General features: G+C 61.3%; 17 protein-coding genes and 1 pseudogene. 12 read left to right on the top strand and 6 right to left on the bottom strand.

Annotated features, from left to right (window positions below; all coding sequences use genetic code 11):
* From ATF69_RS16010 to ATF69_RS16000, 3 genes and pseudogenes are all read left to right on the top strand, one after another.
* Window positions 1–1,389 (top strand): NAD(P)/FAD-dependent oxidoreductase, encoded by a 1,389-nt coding sequence (locus tag ATF69_RS16010; RefSeq protein ID WP_146871590.1) that lies wholly within the window; start codon window positions 1–3, stop codon window positions 1,387–1,389.
* Between the two features lie 30 nt (window positions 1,390–1,419).
* Complete coding sequence (locus tag ATF69_RS16005) at window positions 1,420–1,773, top strand: RidA family protein (protein WP_005797423.1); 354 nt, start codon at window positions 1,420–1,422, stop codon at window positions 1,771–1,773.
* Between the two features lie 425 nt (window positions 1,774–2,198).
* Window positions 2,199–2,795 (top strand): annotated as a pseudogene (locus ATF69_RS16000) (IS30 family transposase); the annotation flags it as partial.
* A gap of 296 nt (window positions 2,796–3,091) precedes the next feature.
* On the opposite strand, the gene ATF69_RS15995 reads toward ATF69_RS16000, so the two are convergent.
* The 3 genes from ATF69_RS15995 to ATF69_RS15980 all read right to left on the bottom strand — a co-directional run bounded on the left by ATF69_RS15995 (window position 3,092) and on the right by ATF69_RS15980 (window position 6,723).
* Window positions 3,092–4,171, bottom strand: a complete 1,080-nt coding sequence (locus tag ATF69_RS15995; RefSeq protein ID WP_146871589.1) for an Ldh family oxidoreductase — start codon at window positions 4,169–4,171, stop codon at window positions 3,092–3,094.
* A gap of 13 nt (window positions 4,172–4,184) precedes the next feature.
* Window positions 4,185–5,207 (bottom strand): Bug family tripartite tricarboxylate transporter substrate binding protein, encoded by a 1,023-nt coding sequence (locus tag ATF69_RS15990; protein ID WP_158641491.1) that lies wholly within the window; start codon window positions 5,205–5,207, stop codon window positions 4,185–4,187.
* An 817-nt stretch (window positions 5,208–6,024) separates the two neighbouring features.
* Complete coding sequence (locus ATF69_RS15980) at window positions 6,025–6,723, bottom strand: SOS response-associated peptidase (protein ID WP_146871587.1); 699 nt, start codon at window positions 6,721–6,723, stop codon at window positions 6,025–6,027.
* 36 nt (window positions 6,724–6,759) lie between these two features.
* Between ATF69_RS15980 and ATF69_RS15975 the strand changes: the two genes are divergently transcribed.
* The 7 genes from ATF69_RS15975 (at window position 6,760) to ATF69_RS15950 (ending at window position 12,405) form a co-directional block, all read left to right on the top strand.
* Window positions 6,760–7,206: a LexA family protein gene (locus ATF69_RS15975; protein WP_146871586.1), complete on the top strand. Its 447-nt coding sequence runs from the start codon at window positions 6,760–6,762 to the stop codon at window positions 7,204–7,206.
* 20 nt (window positions 7,207–7,226) lie between these two features.
* The gene (locus ATF69_RS15970) at window positions 7,227–8,525 is read left to right on the top strand and encodes a Y-family DNA polymerase (RefSeq protein WP_146871585.1); all 1,299 of its coding nucleotides are present in this window, start codon (window positions 7,227–7,229) and stop codon (window positions 8,523–8,525) included.
* 206 nt (window positions 8,526–8,731) lie between these two features.
* The gene (locus tag ATF69_RS23315) at window positions 8,732–9,031 is read left to right on the top strand and encodes a hypothetical protein (RefSeq protein WP_244303743.1); all 300 of its coding nucleotides are present in this window, start codon (window positions 8,732–8,734) and stop codon (window positions 9,029–9,031) included.
* A 655-nt stretch (window positions 9,032–9,686) separates the two neighbouring features.
* Complete coding sequence (locus ATF69_RS23415) at window positions 9,687–9,818, top strand: hypothetical protein (protein WP_280179007.1); 132 nt, start codon at window positions 9,687–9,689, stop codon at window positions 9,816–9,818.
* A gap of 323 nt (window positions 9,819–10,141) precedes the next feature.
* Window positions 10,142–10,342, top strand: coding sequence for a hypothetical protein (locus ATF69_RS15960; protein WP_056058943.1), 201 nt, complete (start codon window positions 10,142–10,144; stop codon window positions 10,340–10,342).
* A 96-nt stretch (window positions 10,343–10,438) separates the two neighbouring features.
* Window positions 10,439–11,188, top strand: a complete 750-nt coding sequence (locus ATF69_RS15955) for a hypothetical protein (protein ID WP_146871584.1) — start codon at window positions 10,439–10,441, stop codon at window positions 11,186–11,188.
* A 164-nt stretch (window positions 11,189–11,352) separates the two neighbouring features.
* Window positions 11,353–12,405: an SDR family oxidoreductase gene (locus ATF69_RS15950; RefSeq protein ID WP_167514361.1), complete on the top strand. Its 1,053-nt coding sequence runs from the start codon at window positions 11,353–11,355 to the stop codon at window positions 12,403–12,405.
* Between the two features lie 21 nt (window positions 12,406–12,426).
* Here the strand turns inward: ATF69_RS15950 and ligD are convergent, their stop codons facing one another.
* From ligD to ku, 3 genes are read right to left on the bottom strand one after another with little or no spacing between them, the layout of a single operon-like run.
* Complete coding sequence (gene ligD, locus ATF69_RS15945; RefSeq protein ID WP_146871583.1) at window positions 12,427–15,858, bottom strand: DNA ligase D; 3,432 nt, start codon at window positions 15,856–15,858, stop codon at window positions 12,427–12,429.
* Window positions 15,859–15,862: 4 nt separating this feature from the next.
* Window positions 15,863–16,045, bottom strand: coding sequence for a DUF3606 domain-containing protein (locus tag ATF69_RS15940; RefSeq protein ID WP_146871582.1), 183 nt, complete (start codon window positions 16,043–16,045; stop codon window positions 15,863–15,865).
* Between the two features lie 30 nt (window positions 16,046–16,075).
* Window positions 16,076–16,996 carry a non-homologous end joining protein Ku gene (gene ku, locus ATF69_RS15935; protein WP_146871581.1) on the bottom strand — a complete coding sequence of 307 codons (921 nt, stop codon included), beginning with the start codon at window positions 16,994–16,996 and terminating at the stop codon, window positions 16,076–16,078.
* A 128-nt stretch (window positions 16,997–17,124) separates the two neighbouring features.
* Between ku and ATF69_RS15930 the strand changes: the two genes are divergently transcribed.
* Both ATF69_RS15930 and ATF69_RS15920 read left to right on the top strand, forming a co-directional pair.
* Window positions 17,125–17,469, top strand: a complete 345-nt coding sequence (locus ATF69_RS15930; protein ID WP_056058964.1) for a hypothetical protein — start codon at window positions 17,125–17,127, stop codon at window positions 17,467–17,469.
* Between the two features lie 1,510 nt (window positions 17,470–18,979).
* On the top strand, window positions 18,980–19,283 hold a 304-nt coding region (locus ATF69_RS15920), incomplete at its 3' end, for a transposase (RefSeq protein ID WP_146871579.1).

The raw sequence follows: 19,283 nt of genomic DNA, 5'->3' as shown, positions 1-19,283 counted from the left end.
ATGGCAACCGGCGTTGAATTGTTTGACCTGGTGGTCATTGGTGCGGGCCCCGCAGGGCTTTCGGCGGCCATCGAGGCACGGCGCTTCGGGCTTTCAGTGGCCGTGCTCGATGAGCAGCGGCGGGTTGGCGGCCAGATCTACCGGGCCATCGAGGAGTCCAGCCCCCGCCGCCGCGAAGTGCTTGGCCCGGACTACGCCGCCGGCACAAAACTCGCGCAGGATTTTGCATCCTGCGGTGCCGTGCACGTGGGCGGTGCTGCCGTCTGGAACGTCGCCAGGGACAAGACGGTGTCCTACCTTCTCGACGGCGGCAGCAAAAAAATTCAGGGGCGCTGCCTGGTGCTCGCCAGCGGTGCGATGGAGCGGCCCTTTCCCGTGCCCGGCTGGACGCTGCCGGGAGTCATGGGCGCGGGCGCGGCCCAGATTTTGTACAAATCTTCGGGCGCCGTTCCGACAGAGCCCGTGGTGCTGGCAGGCTGTGGCCCCTTGCTGTTTCTGCTGGCGCAGCAGTATCTGGATGCGGGCGTCAAGATCAAGGCGCTGATCCACACCACGGGGACGGGCGACTATCTGCGTGCGGCCTCCCATGTCCTGGGCGCGCTGCGCGGCTGGAAAGACCTCTCCAAGGGCAGCCAGATGCTGAAGAAAATCCGCAGCCATGGCGTTCAGACGTTCGCGGGAGCCAGCGCGTTCGCCATCGAAGGCGCAGAGAAGGCCGAATCCATTGCGTTCACCCACAACGGCCAGAGAAAGCGCGTCCAAGCCTCCCTGGTGCTGCTCCACCAGGGCGTGGTGCCGAATACCCAGCTCAGTTGGTCGCTGCGCGCCGAGCACCGCTGGGATGAACAGCAGCTGTGCTGGATTCCGGTGACCGATGCCTGCGGGCAAATCGAGGAAACCGGCATCTACATCGCGGGCGACAGCCGGGGCATCGTCGGTGCGAAAGCATCCGCGAGCCAGGGCCGGCTGGCTGGGCTGGCGATTGCCCGCCAGCTCCAAGCCATTTCGCCCGAGAAATTCAAGGCGCTTGAGCCGGCGATCCTGGAAGAGATCAGGGCCCATACGCAGATCCGCCCCTTTCTCGATACCTTGTATCGCCCGCAGGACGCACACCGCATCCCCACCGATGACGAGGTCACGGTATGCCGCTGCGAGGAAGTGAAAGCCGGGCAAATCAAAAAATACGTGGAGGTGGGCTGCCTCGGCCCCAACCAGACGAAGGCGTTCGGCCGCTGCGGCATGGGGCCATGCCAGGGGCGGCTGTGCGGACTGACGGTGACCGAAATCATCGCCAGCGAGATAAAGGTCAGCCCGCAGGAGGTGGGCTACTACCGCATCCGCCCGCCCATCAAACCCATCACCCTGGGCGAACTCGCCTCATTTGGATAACGCATTTCCCATCAGCCAAGGAGTTTTTTCATGGAAATCAAGCGCATCGCCACCGACACCCGCCGCTCCCGTGCAGTCGTCTACAACCACATGGTCTTCGTCGGCGGCCAAACCGCCGACGACAGAAGCCAGGACATTCGCGGCCAAACCGCCCAAACCCTCGCGAAAATCGAGAAGTTCCTGGCGGAAGCAGGAACCGACAAGAGCCGCCTGCTCACTGCCCAGATCTGGATCAAGGACCTCGAACGCGACTTCGCGGGGATGAATGAAGTCTGGGATGCGTGGACCGCGCCCAACGCCGCGCCCACGCGCGCGACCGCGCAGTGCGAGATGGGGGCGAAGGACATTCTGGTGGAAATCATCGTCACGGCTGCGATCAAGTAGCCGTCCTGCTAGCCGCTGTCAGCACGCGAAGAAGCTGGATCGGGGCTGACTCCACTTGATTTTGTCTTCGCTGAAAACAACCAAGCGGCACCTTTAGGAAAGGCAAACCTGAGGTGCATTCATAGTTACTTCAATGGCTGAGCGGCTGTCTCAGACCCACCTGCCTGTAGTGCTTCGGGAAATAGCGTGGAGATGTTGCTATTTCCAATTTTGAAAATTCATTGAAGGGCGGAAGTTCTTACTCCTTCAATGAACCCATAGGTAGGCACGCTGCTCCCGTTGATGCATCTGAAACCATAGGCCTTGCCCCCTGGTAATCAATGGCTGTAGCCTTGCCCGCATGGAACGCGCGACTCCTACTGTTCACAAATTGGATGCTGATCAGCAAACCCCGATCTCACGGGAGTCTGTCAACTTCTAGCTGCTTGTTGGCGCACCTCGGGCGCACTCGCGGGATGAGTCAATCACGGCACTACACACAGAAGACGGCAATTCACGGAAAGATTGCTGATGCTGTTTCGATCAGCGAGCGCCCCGCTTGCGTCGAGGATCGAGCGGTCCCTGGTCACTGGGAAGGCGATCTGGTCTTTGGTAGTGGCAACAGCCAAATTGCGACGCTGGTTGAACGTCAAACGCGATACGTGATGCTGGTGAAGCTCAATGGCAAAGACTCGGAGTCGGTCGTCAAGGCACTCATCAAGAGCGCCAGCAAGCTACCGCAGGAGTTGTACAAGTCACCGACCTGGGACAGAGGCACGGAGATGCATGCCCACAAGCAATTCACGATGGCTAGCGACATCCAGGTTTACTTCTGCGACCCGCGAAGCCCATGGCAGTGAGGAAGCAACGAGAACACGAACGGTTTACTTAGGCAGTACATGCCCAAGGGGATGAATCTCTCGGGTCTCTCACAGCTTCAGCTCAACGCCATTGCAAGACAATTGAACGAGAGGCCGCGCAAGACGCTGGGCTTCCACACACCCGCTGAGATGTTCAGCGAATGTGTTGCATCGACCGGTTGAATCCGCCGCGCAGAGCCGACGCTGGGGGCGCAACGCGATGAAGCGACGCCAGCAAGCCTGCCTCGATCCGATGGTCGATGGTCGATGGGCTTCTCTCCCGCTTCGAGGCGGTCCAAATGTCCAGCCGATCAGGCTCGGTCTGTCGCCCCCCAGGGATGCCCTTCCTCCACAGCGCCCACACCAAGCACCAGCAGTCGAGCCGCACGAAGATACCGTACGCGACAGCACGTTCCGGCACACCATCCGGCGCAAAAGACGGTGAGCGCGACGCGCTCTGCGCCAAGGCGCACGCTCTCCTACAGCGGCCTATTCACATCCAGCGGTGCCGGCATGGCCATCTCGTAGCGGTCAAGCCAAGGCTGCAACCCCGTCAGGATCGCATCGTCCAGTGGCACACCGTGTTCGAGCGCCGATTTCTTGGCCTGGGCCGCCCGGTCGCCCGGAACCCGCACTCTGTCGACGCCAGGCACGGGCGGCGTGTCGCGGCATGCGGCGGCCAGATGCGCCGTCTGGCGCGTGAACTCCGTGCTGCCGCCGAACGCGCTGGGATCCAGCACCTGCACGAACAGCGAGACGCTGGTGCCGCTCGGCGCGTCGGCCCGGCCGAAGCCCGAGAGGCCCTGGGTCAGCGCCTCCACCAGCAGCGCCAGGCTGTAGCCCTTGTGGCCATGGTCCAGGCCCCCGACAGGCAGCAGGCTGCCGCCCTGGCTGACGACGACGGCGGGATCGGCCGAGATACTGCCGTCCTTGTCGAGCACCCACTCCGATGGAAAGCTGCGGCCCTCGCGCGCCAGTTGTCGCGCCCGGTTCAACGTGGTGATGGACGCACTGATGTCCAGCAGGATCGGATCGCCTTCCGTCGGAATGCCCGCGGCGATCGGGTTGGGCGTGAACACCGCCTTACGCCCCCCGAAAGGCGCCACCCCGGCCACCGAGGGGGTCGAACTGGCCATCAGCAGCAGCATGCCACGCTCGGTCGCGCGCGCCATGTAGGCCGCCAGCGCGCCGACGTGGCCGCAGTCGCGGATCACCAGCGTCGCGGTACCGTAGGTGTCCGCACGTTGGATGGCCAGGTCGACGGCCTTCGATGCCAGCCAGGCCCCTGGCAATCGGTGACCGTTCCAGACCACGCAGGCGCCCCGGTCGGAGACCACCTCCGGCGCGCCGACGAGCTGCATGGCGCCCGACCGCGCTGCCTCCAGGTACCAGGGCACCAGGGCCAGTCCGTGTGTGGCATGGCCGATGAGGTCCGCATCCAGCAACACCTGCGTGACGGCCTGCGCGGCCTCGGGCTGCAGCCCGGCCTTCTCCAACAACGCCAACACTGTCGCCCTGAGCGCGGACAGCTCGAAGCGTTTTGCGATTCCCGTGTCCATTTGAATTTCCTTGCTAGTCGAACTTGGCGCCGGAGTCCTTGACGACTTTGGCCCAGCGTTCCCTCTCTTTTCTGGTGAAATTACCGAACGCCGCCGGGCTGCCCGGCTGGTGCTCGGCACCGAGATCCTGCAGGCGCTTTTGCATCTCTGGCGTCGCCAGGATCTTTTTCAGGGTCGCGTGCAGCGTGGCCACGATGGGCGCGGGCGTTCCCGCGGGCGCCACGACGCCTTGGAAAGAATCCGTCTCGAAGCCTTCCAGCTGCGCCGACTCGGCCACGGTGGGAATTTCCGGTGCTGCGGGGAAACGCTTGGCGCTGGAGATCGCCAGGGCCTTGAGCTTGCCGCCCTTGACCATGGGATAGGTGGCGACCATGCCGTTGAACAGCACGTCCGCCTGGCCCGCGACGACATCGTTGATCGCTTGGGCGCCGCCCTTGTAGGGCACGTAGGTCCAGGCGATCCCGGTGCGCAGCGCGAAGTCGATGCCGGCAAGATGGTTGGCGCCGCCCGTGCCGGAGATGGCGAAGTTGAGCGAGTCCGGCTTGGCCTTGGCCAGCGCGATCAGCTCTTTCACGTCCTTCACTGGCAGCCCGGGCGAGACGGCCAGGATGTGCGGCGAGTAGGCCACCAGCGAGACCGGTGCGAAGTCCTTCACCGGGTCGAACGGCAGGCTGCGGAACACGCTCGGCGCAATGGCCAGTGAACCGATGTCGGTGAGCAGCAGCGTGAGCCCGTCGCCCGGCGCCTTGGCCACGAAATCAGAGCCGAGGTTGCCGGTCGCGCCGGCCTTGTTCTCGACGAGGATGTTGGCGCCGAGCAGCTCACCCATTTTGGGTGCAAGCACGCGGGCCAGGATGTCGGACGTGCCGCCTGCCGGGTTCGGCACGATGATGCGGATGTTCTTGCCGTTGAAGTGCGCGCTCGCGGGATCGGCAGCCTGGGCCGTGCCGAACAGGGCCGTCGTGCCGACGAGAGCAGCGGCTTGGGCGAGTGCCCGGACGACGGCGCGTCGCGGCAACAGCTTGTTGCAGTTCATGGGTGTGTTCTCCTTGGGTTGACCGGTTGTCTCGATCGGACACGCCGGCGCAGTGCCCGCGTTGTCCAACGCTTGCATCACTGCACCTTGATTCCGGCTTCCTGGATCACGCGTGTCCAGGTCGCCGTCTCGCGGCCGAGCAGCGCGCGCATCCGCGAAGAACCGTTTGGCCCGTTTCTCGTTACCCCCCTATAGCATCTGGCGGTTCAATCGCTGGGCCACAAACACCGGCGTCTTGGTGGTGCCGGAGTGCAGCACCGCAAGGGCCTCATAACAAAGCTCCCGCAGCTGCGGCCGGGGCGTGATGGCCGGTGGTGTGCCATTCGCAAAGAACTGCGGGCACCGCGCAAAGGATGTGGGCTCGGGCGTGAGCAGGGCCGCACTGTCGAATTGTGGAAACCGCGCCCAAGAGAAATTCGGGAGAGCAACGCTGGCAAGAAACAGAGCCAGCACAGCTGCCAGGCGCACACGGCCTGGCCAAAAGAACAAACGATTCACAGAAGGAGCATTCGGGTCGAACAAAACGGAGCCCGATTGGAGCACCGTTCATCTCTCGCTTCTGGCCCGAATGCGCGGATCTCGCACGGTTTTACAGCTGCTTGCAGAGATGGGATCCACAAACAGAAAGGGCTCCCAAAGGGAGTACGGTCTGACTGCTCGCCCCTGCAGTTCAGTTAACACGCCCCATAGCAGCACCCACACTGCGCGAAGTGCAACCCCCTGGGAAGTACCGCAACTACTTCAATCCAACTCAAGCGGTTCGTCTACCATGTTCCATGGCGCTGAATTCGCCAAAGGGCGAGGGATTTTTCATGCGTTACGCTGACTCGACAGGTAACGCTACCTGCTGTGCCGGATCCTTCGCTCGATTCACAAACAGGTCCAGCTCCGGCACCTTGATGAGTTCCTCCGCCTGCTCAATGGCGCCGCGCAGCCAGGTATCCCAGTCCCCCTTTTCCAGCGGCACCACAGTGCGCTTGTCCTGCATGTCGGGCGCGCGCTTGGGGTCAGGCCGGTGCATGAGGTTGAGCACTGGCACGTCGTCGCAGTTCTGCGTGATCATGGTGTAGCTGAGCACCATCTCGCCCGTGGCCGGGTCGGTCCACTCACTCCACAGGCCCGCCAAGCCCCAGGGCTCGCCATCGGCGCGCTCAAACTGCCAAGGGATGTGCTTGCCAGTGCCCCAGTAGGGCTCGACGTACAGCTGGGCGGGGATGATGCAGCGCTGCCCTTTGCGCCAGGGGCCGCCGTAGGTCCATGACTTGGCCATGCCCTCGCGCCGGGCGTTGACGGTGCTCAGGCGCTTGCCGTCCTTGCCGGTGGGGATGGGCGTCTTGGAGTTTGGCGGGATCATGCCCCACTGCCCTACCACTAGCTCGCACCCTGCCTCACCCTTGGCCCGCAGGAACGCCCCCCGGTACAGCGGGCTCATCTTGTCGCGCCACTCTTCCTCGGGCACGTCACCGAAGTGCAGCACCAGCTGCTCACGGCCCGGGACCTCGTAGTAGGTACACATGACAACATTCTGGCAGCAGGGAGCTATACTGTAAATATGTACAGTCTTTGGAATTCCCCGCTACCCGTGCCGTACGACACGGCGGCGCAGTCGCTGGCCTTGCCCCTTTGCGGGGTGAGCGTGCGTGCGGGGTTTCCATCGCCTGCCGATGACTTTGCGGTGGAGCGGCTGGACATCATGAAGCTGCTGGTGAAGCACCCCCAGGCCACCTACTTCTGGCGCGTGCGGGGCGACTCGATGCGGGACGCTGGAATTGAGGACGGCAGCATCATCGCGGTGGACCGGGCGATCAAGCCCAAGCACAACAGCATCGTGGTGGCCATCGTGGACGGCGAATGCACCGTGAAGTACCTGCACCAGCGTGCCGGCCGCATCAAGCTGCGCGCGGCCAACCCCACCTATCCCGACATCATCCCCCGCGACAGCCAGACCATTGAGGTGTGGGGCGTGGTGAGTGGGTGCGTGAAGCTGTTTCTCACCTGATCTGATGGACGGAGGCCAGCATGTATGCGCTGGTGGATGGCAACAATTTCTACGTGAGCTGCGAACGGGTCTTCCGCCCCAGCCTGAACGGCCGCCCGGTGGTGGTGCTGAGCAACAACGACGGCTGCGCCATTGCCCGCAGCAATGAGGCCAAGGCCCTGGGCATCAAGATGGGGGCGCCGTGGTTCCAGATACGGCACATGGAAGAGACCCACGGCCTGGTGGCCTTGAGTGCCAACTTCACCCTGTACGGCGACATGAGCAACCGCATGATGAGCCTGGCGGCGGGCCTGGGCCCCTCGCAGGAGATCTACAGCATCGATGAGTCGTTCATCGGCCTGCAGGGCATGCGCGGCGACCTGATCACACGCAGCCACGCCATCCGCGCCCGCATCCACCAGTGGGTGGGCATCCCCTGCGGTATCGGCATTGGTCACACCAAGACGCTGGCGAAGCTGGCCAACCACATCGCCAAGACGGCCGAGCGCAAACCGGGGAGCTACCCGGCCGAGTTGGCCCAGGTCTGCAACCTGACCGCCCTGCCTGCCCAGGACCTGGACGACGTGCTGGCCAGCACGCTGGTGGAAGAAGTCTGGGGCGTGGGCCGCAAGATCGCAGCGCAACTGCACGAGGGTGGTGTGCATACCGTGCTGGACCTGGCCCAGCTGGATCCGGCCATGGTGCGCAGGCGCTGGAGCGTGGTGCTGGAGCGCACGGTGCGTGAGCTGCAGGGCATGCAGTGCATAGAGCTGGATGACGCGCCTGAGCCCAAAAGAGAGATTGCCTGCACCCGATCATTCGGCCAGGCGGTGACCGAGCTGCCCCCGTTGGTAGAGGCTGTGAGCGAGTTCGCCAGCCGCGCGGCAGAGAAGCTGCGCAAGCAAGGCAGCTTGGCCAGCCAGTTGCTGGTGTTCTGTCACACCTCCCCCTTCCGACCTGGTCCGCGCTTTAACAAGTCGGTGGTGGTCCCCCTGCGCCGACCTACTGCGGACACCGGCAAGCTGGTGTGGGCGGCCGCAGCTGGCATGCGCCGCATGTATGAGCCTGGCTACAAGATGGCCAAGGCCGGGGTGATGCTGCTGGACCTGGTGCCGGGCAGCGTTCTGCAGGGTGAGTTGGATCTGGAGGATGAAGACCACCGGGACCGCACGCAGCTGATGGTGGCGCTGGACGGCCTCAACCAGCGCTATGGCAAGGGTACCGTGCATTCAGGTGCCACGGGCGGCACTAACAAGGGCAAGGACTGGGGAATGAAGCAGGAGAGGCGTACGCCGCAGTACACGACGCGGTGGGAGGATGTGCCGGTAGCGAGGGCCTAAGAGTGGGGGAGCTCCCACGCTCGAGGTCGACTCTGCAGCGGTTGCTGCCGCACGGCGTCGCAGACCAAACGTCCGCACTCACCCCCATAGCAGCCATTGGACGATGCATTTTCTCTCAAGGCCCCTCCGGCTAGGGCAACCGCATATGCAACCCTCAGCCGGTATATTTCAGAGACTACATCTGTAGAATAGGCTCAGGAGTTGACATGCAGTCCAAGGATCACTGGGAACAGGTGTATTCGACAAGATCCATCTCCGGTGCGAGCTGGTTTCAAGAGCATGCTAAGCGCTCCGTTCAGTTAATCCAACATGCTGGCCTAGCCCGAGGCGCCGGTATCATTGATGTGGGAGGGGGCGCCTCGTCGAAGGCCCGCCTGGGTCACCTCTCCGGTGATGTCTCCAGGCTGTTGAGAGATATCACTCGTCTGGAACTCTCGCAGCATTTTTATGACGTTTGGCATGACAGGGCGTTTTTCCATTTCCTTACCGCCCCTGCGGATACGTGATTGTGGCGACGTGCAGAGGACGGTCCGGACAAGTGCAGCGGCTTGTCGGCGATGCGATACAGCCCGATAGGTTGCGTGCAGAGTTTGGTGCCCAGTTCACGCTTTTACAGCAGGAACGCGAGGAACATCAGACGCCGGCTGGCACGGTTCAGAAGTTCGTCTACTGCCTATGCTGCAAAGAACCAAACTGAAGTGCGCTTGCAACCGCGGTTCTGAAAATAACGGATCATCTGGCTGACGCTTTGAATGAGCTCGGGCTTCGCCTGCGTCGAACCTGGCGGATCATCCCGTCATTTCCATGGGTTGAGATACCCGCTGTACATTCTGTTGGTGCGACGATTTTTGTTCATATGCCTGCTGTTTATGAGCAGTGCTTTTTTGACCCAGGCGGTCTCTGCGAGCATTTCCTCCTACGGCCATTGCTGTATCACCGAATGCGGTGATATGGATGCGTGCGCCGTTCCTGGCTGCCAACCCTGTGGCTTGCACCTGATGACCTCCACGCTGTCCCGAAGGTCGGATTCACCTCAGTCCACAGGCATGCCCGACGGCTCTGTAAAAGGCTGGACTTCTTGGCGGGCATCGGTGTGGCGACCTCCTGACTAGGTTTGGGTTGATTTCTCAATTTCCATTCAACCTAAACAGGAACATTCCTATGAAGAACAAACTTTTGAAGTTCAGTGTGGCCACTCTCTTGCTTTCGATTGCAAGCGTGGCCATGGCCCAAACCGATTGCTGCTCAGAACTCGCTGAGTGCTGCCTGGAAATGTTGGGCTGCTGCGATTGATAGCTAGCACTTAGCTGTCGCATGAAGGGTCGGCGTCCATGGATGCTGACCCTTTTTTTCTTCCTGGCAGCGATGCGCATGGTGGCGGTCTGGCATGCCGCTCAATTGCTGACCGCAGAGCAATTGCGCCGGAGCGCGCCTTTGCCCCGTTAACAGCGAGCTACAGCTTGTGCAATTTGTCACCTCCCCTCGCACCTGGCCCACAGGCCTATAGGACACGGCCTACAAAAAGCGCTGCGGTGCCCCTCGAACATGAACCCACACAAGACGCCTTTGAAGGCTTTGTGTGCAACCTTTGTTCAACCACTTCGACAGGAGCCACCATGTCTCAAAACAACCCGCAGAACCAGCCCAACACCCCTTCGTCTCAGCGCCAGTCGCCCGCCGGGCAGCAGCAGGCCGAGCAGAGCACGGGCGGCAACACCCACCGCCAGCAAGGTGCCCGCAACGACGCCGACACACACGCGCAGGGCCGCGACCAGAAGCAGCAAGGCAGTCGCGATTCGCACAAGAGCCAGCCCTGAGACCGGGCGGGCCACAACAGCATGTGGCCAGCCGCACCCTTTCATTCCTATTCACTTTCAATTTTTGATATTCCCATTGACCGCAAGGAGAACACCATGGGCTACCGAGACAGCGACGACAGCAACTTTTCCCGCCATGGCATGGGCCGCGATGCCGACGACATGCGCTTTACCGAGCGCGGTGACCACCAGGGCTACGGCAGCGAAGACCATCGCGGCAGCAGCCCTGGCGGTTACCGCCAGGAGTTCGAGAACCGCAATGACCGCAGCGACCGCTATGAGCAAGAACGCTATGGCCAGGAACGTTATGGCCAGTACGGCCTGAACCGCAGCCGTGGCGAATCGCAGGGCTACCCGCGCTCGGGGCGTGAGGGTTTTGGCGCGTATGGGCCTCAGGGCCGCTCGGGCTATGACAACGGCCCCGGCCGTCAGCACCAGGCCTGGGGCGCCCCGTACGAGAGCCAGGGCTTTCGCGATGACGAAGGGCGTTTTGCCTCGCCCTATCGCGATGATGAACGCGGCCAGGGTGGCTACGGCAACGCCTATGGCTTCACCCGCAACGCACCGCCCGCCCAGCAGAGCCGGGGCCACCGCGATCCCGACTACCAGCAGTGGCGCGACGAGCAACTGCGCATGCTGGATGACGACTACGACAGCTGGCGCAAGGAGCGCTACCAGAAGTTCTCGGATGACTTCAGCCAGTGGCGCTCCAGCCGCACCAGCGGCAGTTCGGGTCAGCAGCAGTCCGGCCAGCAGAACCAGAAAGGTGCGGGCTCCCAGAGCGCATCCAGCAGTGCATCGGGCGGCAACCAGGGCAATACCGGCAAGTCCAAGGATGCCGGCTGACCGTTGCAGCGACTGACGCGGCCGGGCCGGGGCAGTGTGTACTGGCCCGGCCCGGTCGTTGAACTCGCCGTCCGTATCACCGTGGGCGCACTGGCCTTGAAGCCCAGGCGCCACTTCTTACTTTGGTTGACTTAGAGCCCCTCGCGGCAGAAAGACATACCGCCATGACCGCCTCCACCTCCATCCGCTCCCAGCCCCCCAAAAAATCCAGTTCCAGCGCATCCGGCCACCAGACCGCAAAGAAGCACCGCGCCATCCAGGCCCAGCAAGACCTGAACAACCAGGACCACGTTGCACAGAACGAGAGGAAGGAAGCGCAGAAGGGCGCCCCCAACCAACGTGCAGCACCAGGTCCTGGCCATGAAGAGCCCAAGCCGCCACTGCCGCGCCAGCATCTGGACAAGCCCGGCCTGGAAGCCGATATGCAGCTCAAACCGCGCTACCAAGCCCAGCATTACCGTGGTAGTGGCAAGCTCGATGGGATGTCGGTACTGATCACCGGGGGAGATTCCGGCATCGGGCGCGCCGTGGCTGTGCTCTGCGCCCGCGAGGGGGCGGATGTCGCCATCGCCTACCTGAGTGAACATGAGGATGCCCGCGAGACCTGTGCCCATATCGAGGCCGAAGGGGGCCGCAGCCTGGCGCTGGCGGGTGATGTGAAAGATGCGGATTTCTGCAGCGAGGCGGTGGGCAAGGTCGTGAAGACCTTTGGCAAACTCAATGTGCTGATCAACAACGCGGCGTTTCAGGAGCACGCTGCGTCGCTCGATGAATTAACGGAGGAACGGTTTGACGAGACATTCCGCACCAACATCTACGGCTACTTCCACATGGCCAAGGCGGCGCTGCCGCATCTGCAACGCGGCGATTCGATCATCAACACGGGCTCGGTCACGGGCCTGCGAGGTAGCAAGGAGCTGCTGGACTATTCGGCCACCAAGGGCGCGATCCATGCCTTTACCAAGGCGCTGGCGCACAACCTGGCCGACCGGGGCATTCGCGTGAACGCGGTGGCGCCGGGGCCGGTGTGGACACCGTTGAACCCTGCGGACCGCCCCGCCAATGAGGTGGAAAAGTTTGGCGCCAAAACGCACCTGGGCCGCCCGGCGCAACCCGAGGAAATTTCACCCGCCTACGTGTTCCTGGCGGCGCCGTGTTGCTCCAGCTACATCACGGGCATCGTGCTGCCCATAACCGGCAATGCGGGGGACGGCTAGCTGCAACAAATAATCAACGGGTCAGGGACGATGAGCACTTTTCTGCGCGGCAGATAGCACCTTGTGAGCCCTTTCCAGGGATTGGCGCTTCCTCCAGAATTTCGCCCAAGGGTCCTCCTGCTGAAAACTCAGATACTCCCGGGCCGTGGCAATGGTCCACTGCGCCCCACCTTTGAGTTCCTTGAGTTGTTCCCATCCCACCGGCATCGAAACCCCCATACCAGGCCGCGAACGAGCGGAAAACGCGCACGCGGTGGTCTGCCCGTGGCCATTGCGCAAGTAGTCGATGAATATCTTCCCGACGCGCTTTCGCCCTCCCATCACAGCGACAAATTTCGATGGAATGACGCGGGCCATGTGCCGGGCGACTGCTTGGGAGAAGGCCTTCACCTTGGGGTAGTCGTACTTCGGCGCAATGGGCACGACCAGGTGCAGTCCCTTACCACCACTGGTCTTGAGCCAGCATTCCAGACCTAGCTCATCAAGCACCACCCGCGTGAGCTGCGCCGCTTCCTGCAGCATCGGCCACGTGACTCCCTCGCCAGGATCAAGGTCAAGCACGAACCGATCCGGTTGGTTGATTCGGGCTACCTTTGAATTCCAGGTGTGGAACTCGATCACATTCATCTGGGCAGCAGACACCAGCCCTTCTTCAGAACCCACTGTTAGCAACGCCTCGTGGCCCGGCCAAAGCGCTGGATCGAGTATCTTCACACCAGGCATCCGGCTGTCGGAGTGCTTCTGGAAAAACAGCTGCCCGGTGATGCCAGTGGGAGCCCTCACCAAAGAAGTCGGGCGGTCCCTGAGATGCGGAAGCATCCATTCAGCCACGCTCTCGTAGTACCGGACGAGGTCGATCTTGCGCAGTCCTGTACTGGGATCGATCACCCGGTCAGGATGGGTGATCTTGACATTTGGGCTGGAAGACGTTGCCTTGCTTTTTGCTGCCACCGCAGAGGTTGTTGGGCTTCGAGGTGCCTTAGCGCTCTCGCGTGTGATCATCTGCGCGGGCTTGTCGGTGCGGATTCCACGAAACACGGCATGGCGAATGCGCTTGTCAGGCGTCCACTCGCCAAACGCCACCTCCACCACCAGCGAGGGACGAACCCACCGTTCTGCGCCCGCCTTCCGCTTGGACCAGCGCCCCGGCTTGAACTCGGCTTCATCTAGGGACGGTTCCGCGACTTCCAGCTTCGCCAGGCGTCGGTGCAACTTGGCGCCCATCGCTGCGTCCCACCCTGTGCCAACCGAACCGGCGGCCAGGAGCTTTCCATCCTCGTAGTAGCCCAGCAGCAGGCTACCCACTTCCTTGGGGGCACCTGTGCGATCGTTAAATCCCAAAACTACGAACTCCTGCCGATGCTGGCATTTGAGCTTCATCCAGCTGTCCGTGCGTCCCGAAACGTAGGGCGCGTCCGCGCGCTTGACCATCAAGCCCTCCAGCCCCATCTCGCACGCTGCGCCCAGAAGCTGGGAGGGCACCACTTCATAGGCGGGGCTGAAGCGCACTACGTTGTTCTCGCGTTTGTTGAAAAGCTCCTTGAGCAACTGCCGCCGCGCAGAAAGCGGTACATCGCGCAGATCCTGGTCGCCCAGGTAAGGGACATCGAAAGCGAAGAACACGACATCGCGCGTACGCGCATTGTCGATAGCGTTCTGAAGCCGGTTGAAGTCGGGCAGTCCTGAATCGTTGAGGACCACAATCTCCCCGTCAATCCAGGCCCGGGTCACCCCCAACTTCGCGATTGCGTTGGCGACGCCTTGCAGCTTGTTCGTCCAGTCATTTCCGTTACGCGTGAAAAGCCGGACCTCGTCGCCCTCGACCCGAGCGAGGATCCGGTATCCATCAAATTTGGTCTCGATGATCCAGTTGCCCTCGGGGACCGAGGACACCAGGGTAGCGAGCTGCGGCTCCAGCTTCTCAGGCATACGGTCCTTGCGCGAAAGGGCCATCGATGTAGGGGCGGCGGCTGACGCCTGCGCGCCACCAGCCGGTTCGCGCTCCTCTGCCAGTCCGAGCGGCGTCTCAACCACGCTGTCGGGCAGCGCGGTGATAACGTCGTAGTCCGTGCTCGCTCGCGCCCAGGCGTCGCCGCTCTTTTTGAAGAGAATCCACTGGTCCTGCTTCTTTTCGCCGGGCTTGGAAATCCGCACGAGTTCCCACAAGCCTGCGAGCTTTTGACCGTGGAGGTGGAACATGATCTTGCCCTTGGCCAATCCCTCTCTGGGGTCACCCACTGGCTCCCAGGTTCCTCGGTCCCAGATAATGACTTTGCCACCTCCGTACTGGCCCTTGGGAATCGTGCCCTCAAAAGTGTTGTAGCCGACGGGATGGTCCTCCACGTGGATTGCCAAGGACTTGACCTTGGGGTCCAAAGAGGGGCCTTTAGGCACTGCCCAGCTGACCATCACCCCGTCCATTTCCAGGCGAAAGTCGTAGTGGAGGCGGGTTGCCCAGTGTTTCTGTATGACGAATTGCAGGGCCTTGTTCGGCGCGCTTTCACTACGAGGCCGCTTTGCGGTAACGCCTGCAGGTTCGCCAGTTTTGCTGAAGTCACGCTTGGCGTTGTACTTCGTAAGCGGATCGATTGGGGATGCCAGCTCCGCTTTCGCGTTTGGCAGCTCCGGCTTTGTGCGTGGCGATTTTTGGGCTCCAGTTGTCTGTTTGCGAGGGGACCGACTGTTCTCGACGGAGAGTTCCGCCCAGACCGGAGCGTGGTCGCTCGGGCTTTCTCTTCCGCGCTCCTCGCGGTCCACGCCCGCGTCCACCAGTTTGAGCGAGTGTCCAACCAAGATGTGATCGATGCGGAGGCCGGCATCGCGCTCCCAGCGCTTGCGCCGGTAGTCCCAGAAGGTGAACGGCACTTTCTTCCGATGCAGCTTGGCAATGGCATCTGTCCAGCCTTGCGACAGAACACTGGCGAAAGCTGCGCGTGGCTCTGGCTGCAGCAATGCGTCATCGCGCCAAGTGTCTGGCTTGTAGATGTCGGCATCGGTGGGTACGACGTTCCAATCACCGAGCAATACCACGGGATGCCCGGAGTTCCACAGTTCCTGGGTGCGGCGCTGTAGTCGCTCGAACCATCGGAGTTTGTAGTCGAACTTGGGACCGGGGCACGGATTGCCGTTGGGCAAATAGAGGCATGCGAACAGGATCCCTTGGATGGCTGCTTCAAGATAGCGCGCCTCCTTATCTGCCGGGTCCCCAGGCAGCGCCGTGACGACCGGCAGAGGCTCCGCGTCGCGGGTCAGAATTGCCACACCATTCCACGCCCGTTGGCCAACCACCAAGCTGTTGTATCCGGCGGCCTGCAGTGCGGCGGTCGGGAAATCATCCGCCAGGCATTTGATCTCCTGGAGCGCGACAACATCAGGTTGCGTACGCTGCAGCCAGTCCAAAAGCAGCGCTATACGCTTATTGACATTGTTGATGTTCCACGTCGCGACCCGCACGGACTCACCGGCTTTGCTTCAAGTGGGCCTCGACTGCGGCGGCCTCGTTGCCGACGGCACCGACCGCAGCCTTGAGTTGCTCCGGTGTCACGTGGAACTTCTTGGCCCAGTCGCGAACCTCGTAGTCCTCGGACAGGTTGATGCGTTTGCGATCCTGGCCGCCGATTTGGGATTTGCTGTCTGGCATGGTGCTACTCCTTTCAAGGGGGAATAAGACTTAAGCTGCTTTGCGTTCAGCACCTGACCTGCGCGCAGAGGATTTGGCGGCAGGCTTTCTGGAGGGAGTCTTCGCGGCTGTTTTGCTTGAGGGTGTTTTAGCGGCCGACTTACTGTTGCCAGACTTTCCCCCGCTTTTGAGACTGCGTTGGAGCAATGCGGTGAGATCAATCACGTCGGCGGACTGCGGAGCTTCCTCTTCAGGTTCAAGCACAGTCTTGCCCTCACCGGCCTTCGCTTTCTTTTCCACCAGTTGCATGACCTGAAGGCGGAACTCATCCTTGAAGTCGGCTGGGTCCCACTTGCCGGACATTTCCTCCACGAGTTGCGTGGCCATCTTGAGCTCAGCCGCGCTTATCGCCTTGCGGCCCGCGGCAGGGAGTGCCAAGCTGTCCAGCGTCTTGACCTCATCGCCCCATCGCAGCAGTGACAGGACGAGGGCCGGTCCTGAGGGCACAAGGGCAGCCAAATGCTGTTTCGTAGCGATGACAACTTTCGCCAGACCGATCTTTCCTGTAGAGACCAGCGCTTCCCTCAGAAGGGCGTAGACTTTGTCGCTCTTATTGATGGGCGCGACGTAATACGGACGCTCAAGGAACACGAAAGGTAGTTCGTTCGCTTCGATGAACCGTTCTATCGTGATCGTCTGCGTGGTCTTCGGAAAGACAGCTTCGACTTCCTCGGGGCTAATGATTACGTACTTGCCGTCTTCGTACTCGACACCCTTGACGATGTTGTCCTTGGTGATTTCGCGGCCAGTGCGCTTGTTCACCCGCTTGTAGCCCACCGGGTCCATGCTGCGTTTGTCCAGCCAGTCAAAGTCCACGCCTTCCGCTGTGGCTGCGGTGTGCAGGCCGACAGGTATGTGGACCAAGCCGAATGTGATGGCACCTTTCCAGAGGGTGCGACTGCCAGTTGCCATGGGGTTCTCCACCGTATCTATGGCGACCAGTCTGGCGGTTGGGCTTTCGGGAGAATGTAGGCCGCGACTTACCACTGGCGTAGGCTTTCGAACATTCCTGTCCCAGTGGCTCGTTCCTATGCTCGGGCATGGCCAATGAACTACGCCTGGTGGCAGTCCATGTTGAAGAACCCAGTCCCGGCACTTACGAGTGGGTGATCACGGAACAGCGCTCTGGGGATCAATGGGTAGAAATCGACCGAGCGACCGGTGGGCGTCATCGCTACAAGGAAGCGATGGCCGATGGGTTGGTCTCGCTTGAACAGATGATTGACGATCTCGATGAGGGGCCCCGCTGGACGCGGGGGCGAAGCGATGCAACTCAGAAAGAAGGGCTGATTGCGACAGCGCACTCCGATGCTGAAGAGACCGCCAAGAGGCCGCAACCGAAACCTGAGAAAGTTGGCTATTTCGGTTTCGGCCCCATCAGGTGAAGGTTTCCAATGTGAACGTGGAGTAGGAGGCTGTTTGGAAAGCTACCAAGCTTTCGACCTATATCCGCTGTAGCGGGGTCGCTGCAGAAAGCTTACGGAGGTAGTGATGAGCACCTGCTGGACAGACTCACGTGTTCAGCGCCGCGATCTGCCCTTCCTTTCGCCAACACGCGCTAAGCCTCGTGCACATTTAGTTCAGTGAAGGTCTGCAGTCTGGACCTCTTTGGGTCCAAGGTGGCTTAGCGAACCATGGGTCGTGACTTGGATGTTGGAGTTATGACGACCCTGACCCGAAAGTGGGCAACGAATTTTCACAATTTGAAGAAGACAACTCTCTAAAAATTTCACGTGTGGTGACATTTTTAGGAGACGAATGTGCCTCTTGAGTACCTTAGGGAGATATCGCGGTCTTCGTTACCGCTCACCGTGGAAGAAGAGGCGAAGATCGATAAGCTTCGCGTACTACGCGCAGCAGGTTTAGTGACCGTGATGCTTTCGCATCCGCATTCCGGGATCAACTACGCGCGCGTGCTTTCCATAACTCCAAAAGGGCGCGAGGTGTTAGTTACCGAGTGCGAACCCCTGGGGCCCTAAACACCAGCGTTTGCCGGTGGCACTGTAACGAGGTGAGACGTCGGGCCGCGTCGTTGAACCTCCTTACCGTGCTTGCCATCGGTAAATGCCTACAAGCACGGCGGCACTATTCCGGCGGCATTGGAATCACCACACGCCTAAATTTATCTGACGTCCTTCGTTGATCGGAAGTCAATCCAATGAAAAAGCAGCGTGCGCCAACTACTTGTACCTGCGACCGCCATGTGCAGGTTCTCGCTCTTACATACGGGCAATTTATTGCGATTACAGAGATTCACGACCCGCACCATGACAAGGCACTCGCAGGCCGTGAAAGACGCGCGAGAACTAAAGACAAACAGGATGGCACGCAACCGTCCTTGCTCGTGCGATTCAACCCTTGAGGAGTCCTGCATGTCGAAGACCCATCGCTCTGGTGCCGTACTTCTTAAGCCCCGGCAATTGAAACGAATGCGTCAGTGGGAAGCTCTGCAAAGACCTCAACGAGAAACGCTGCCTTTCCCAGAGCCCGACCCGCCGCTGTGGAAACCACTCGGATGAGCATCTTCAAAGACGTTGCCCGTTTGGATTACGGCTTCAAGGGTGCCAACAGTGAGTTGGGGAGAACCTCAACCAGCACCACCTCATTGCTAGGTACTGTCTCCATTACATCGAGCGATCGAGCGACAACTGCCTCATCAAGGTCGCTTAAAGGGCTCAGGGTATCCGACGAAGTCGCTGACAGGATTGTCCTTCTTCGTACCAAGCCAGTTCGTTCTTTCGTAGAGCATGACTGCCACCGCCCCTAACGCGGTGATCGCGATGCGGCCTTACCGCTGGTACCGCACTACGTGTTCAGATCTGAGATCACATAACCGCGACCATCATGAACCGCCCCGGGTTTTGAGGAGGCTCTTTTCTCTGAGAGGATTGAGCCATGAGCAAGAAGTCAAACAAGTTCTCACCCGAGGTTCGCGAACGCGCTGTTCGCATGGTGCAGGAGCACCGAGGCGAGTACCCCTCGCTGTGGGCCGCGATCGAATCCATCGCCCCCAAGATTGGCTGTGTGCCGCAGACCCTCAACGAATGGGTCAAGCGCGATGAGATCGACACCGGCGCGAGGGCCGGTGTCACGACGACCGACCTGCAGCGCCTGAAGGAACTCGAACGCGAGAACAAGGAGCTGCGCAAGGCCAACGAGATCCTCAAGCTGGCCAGCGCGTTTTTCGCCCAGGCGGAAC

Origin of the sequence: Acidovorax delafieldii, assembly GCF_007993815.1 — a bacterium.
Classification (GTDB): Bacteria; Pseudomonadota; Gammaproteobacteria; order Burkholderiales; family Burkholderiaceae_C; genus Acidovorax; species Acidovorax delafieldii.
This window is presented reverse-complemented; position numbering and strand designations above follow the sequence as displayed.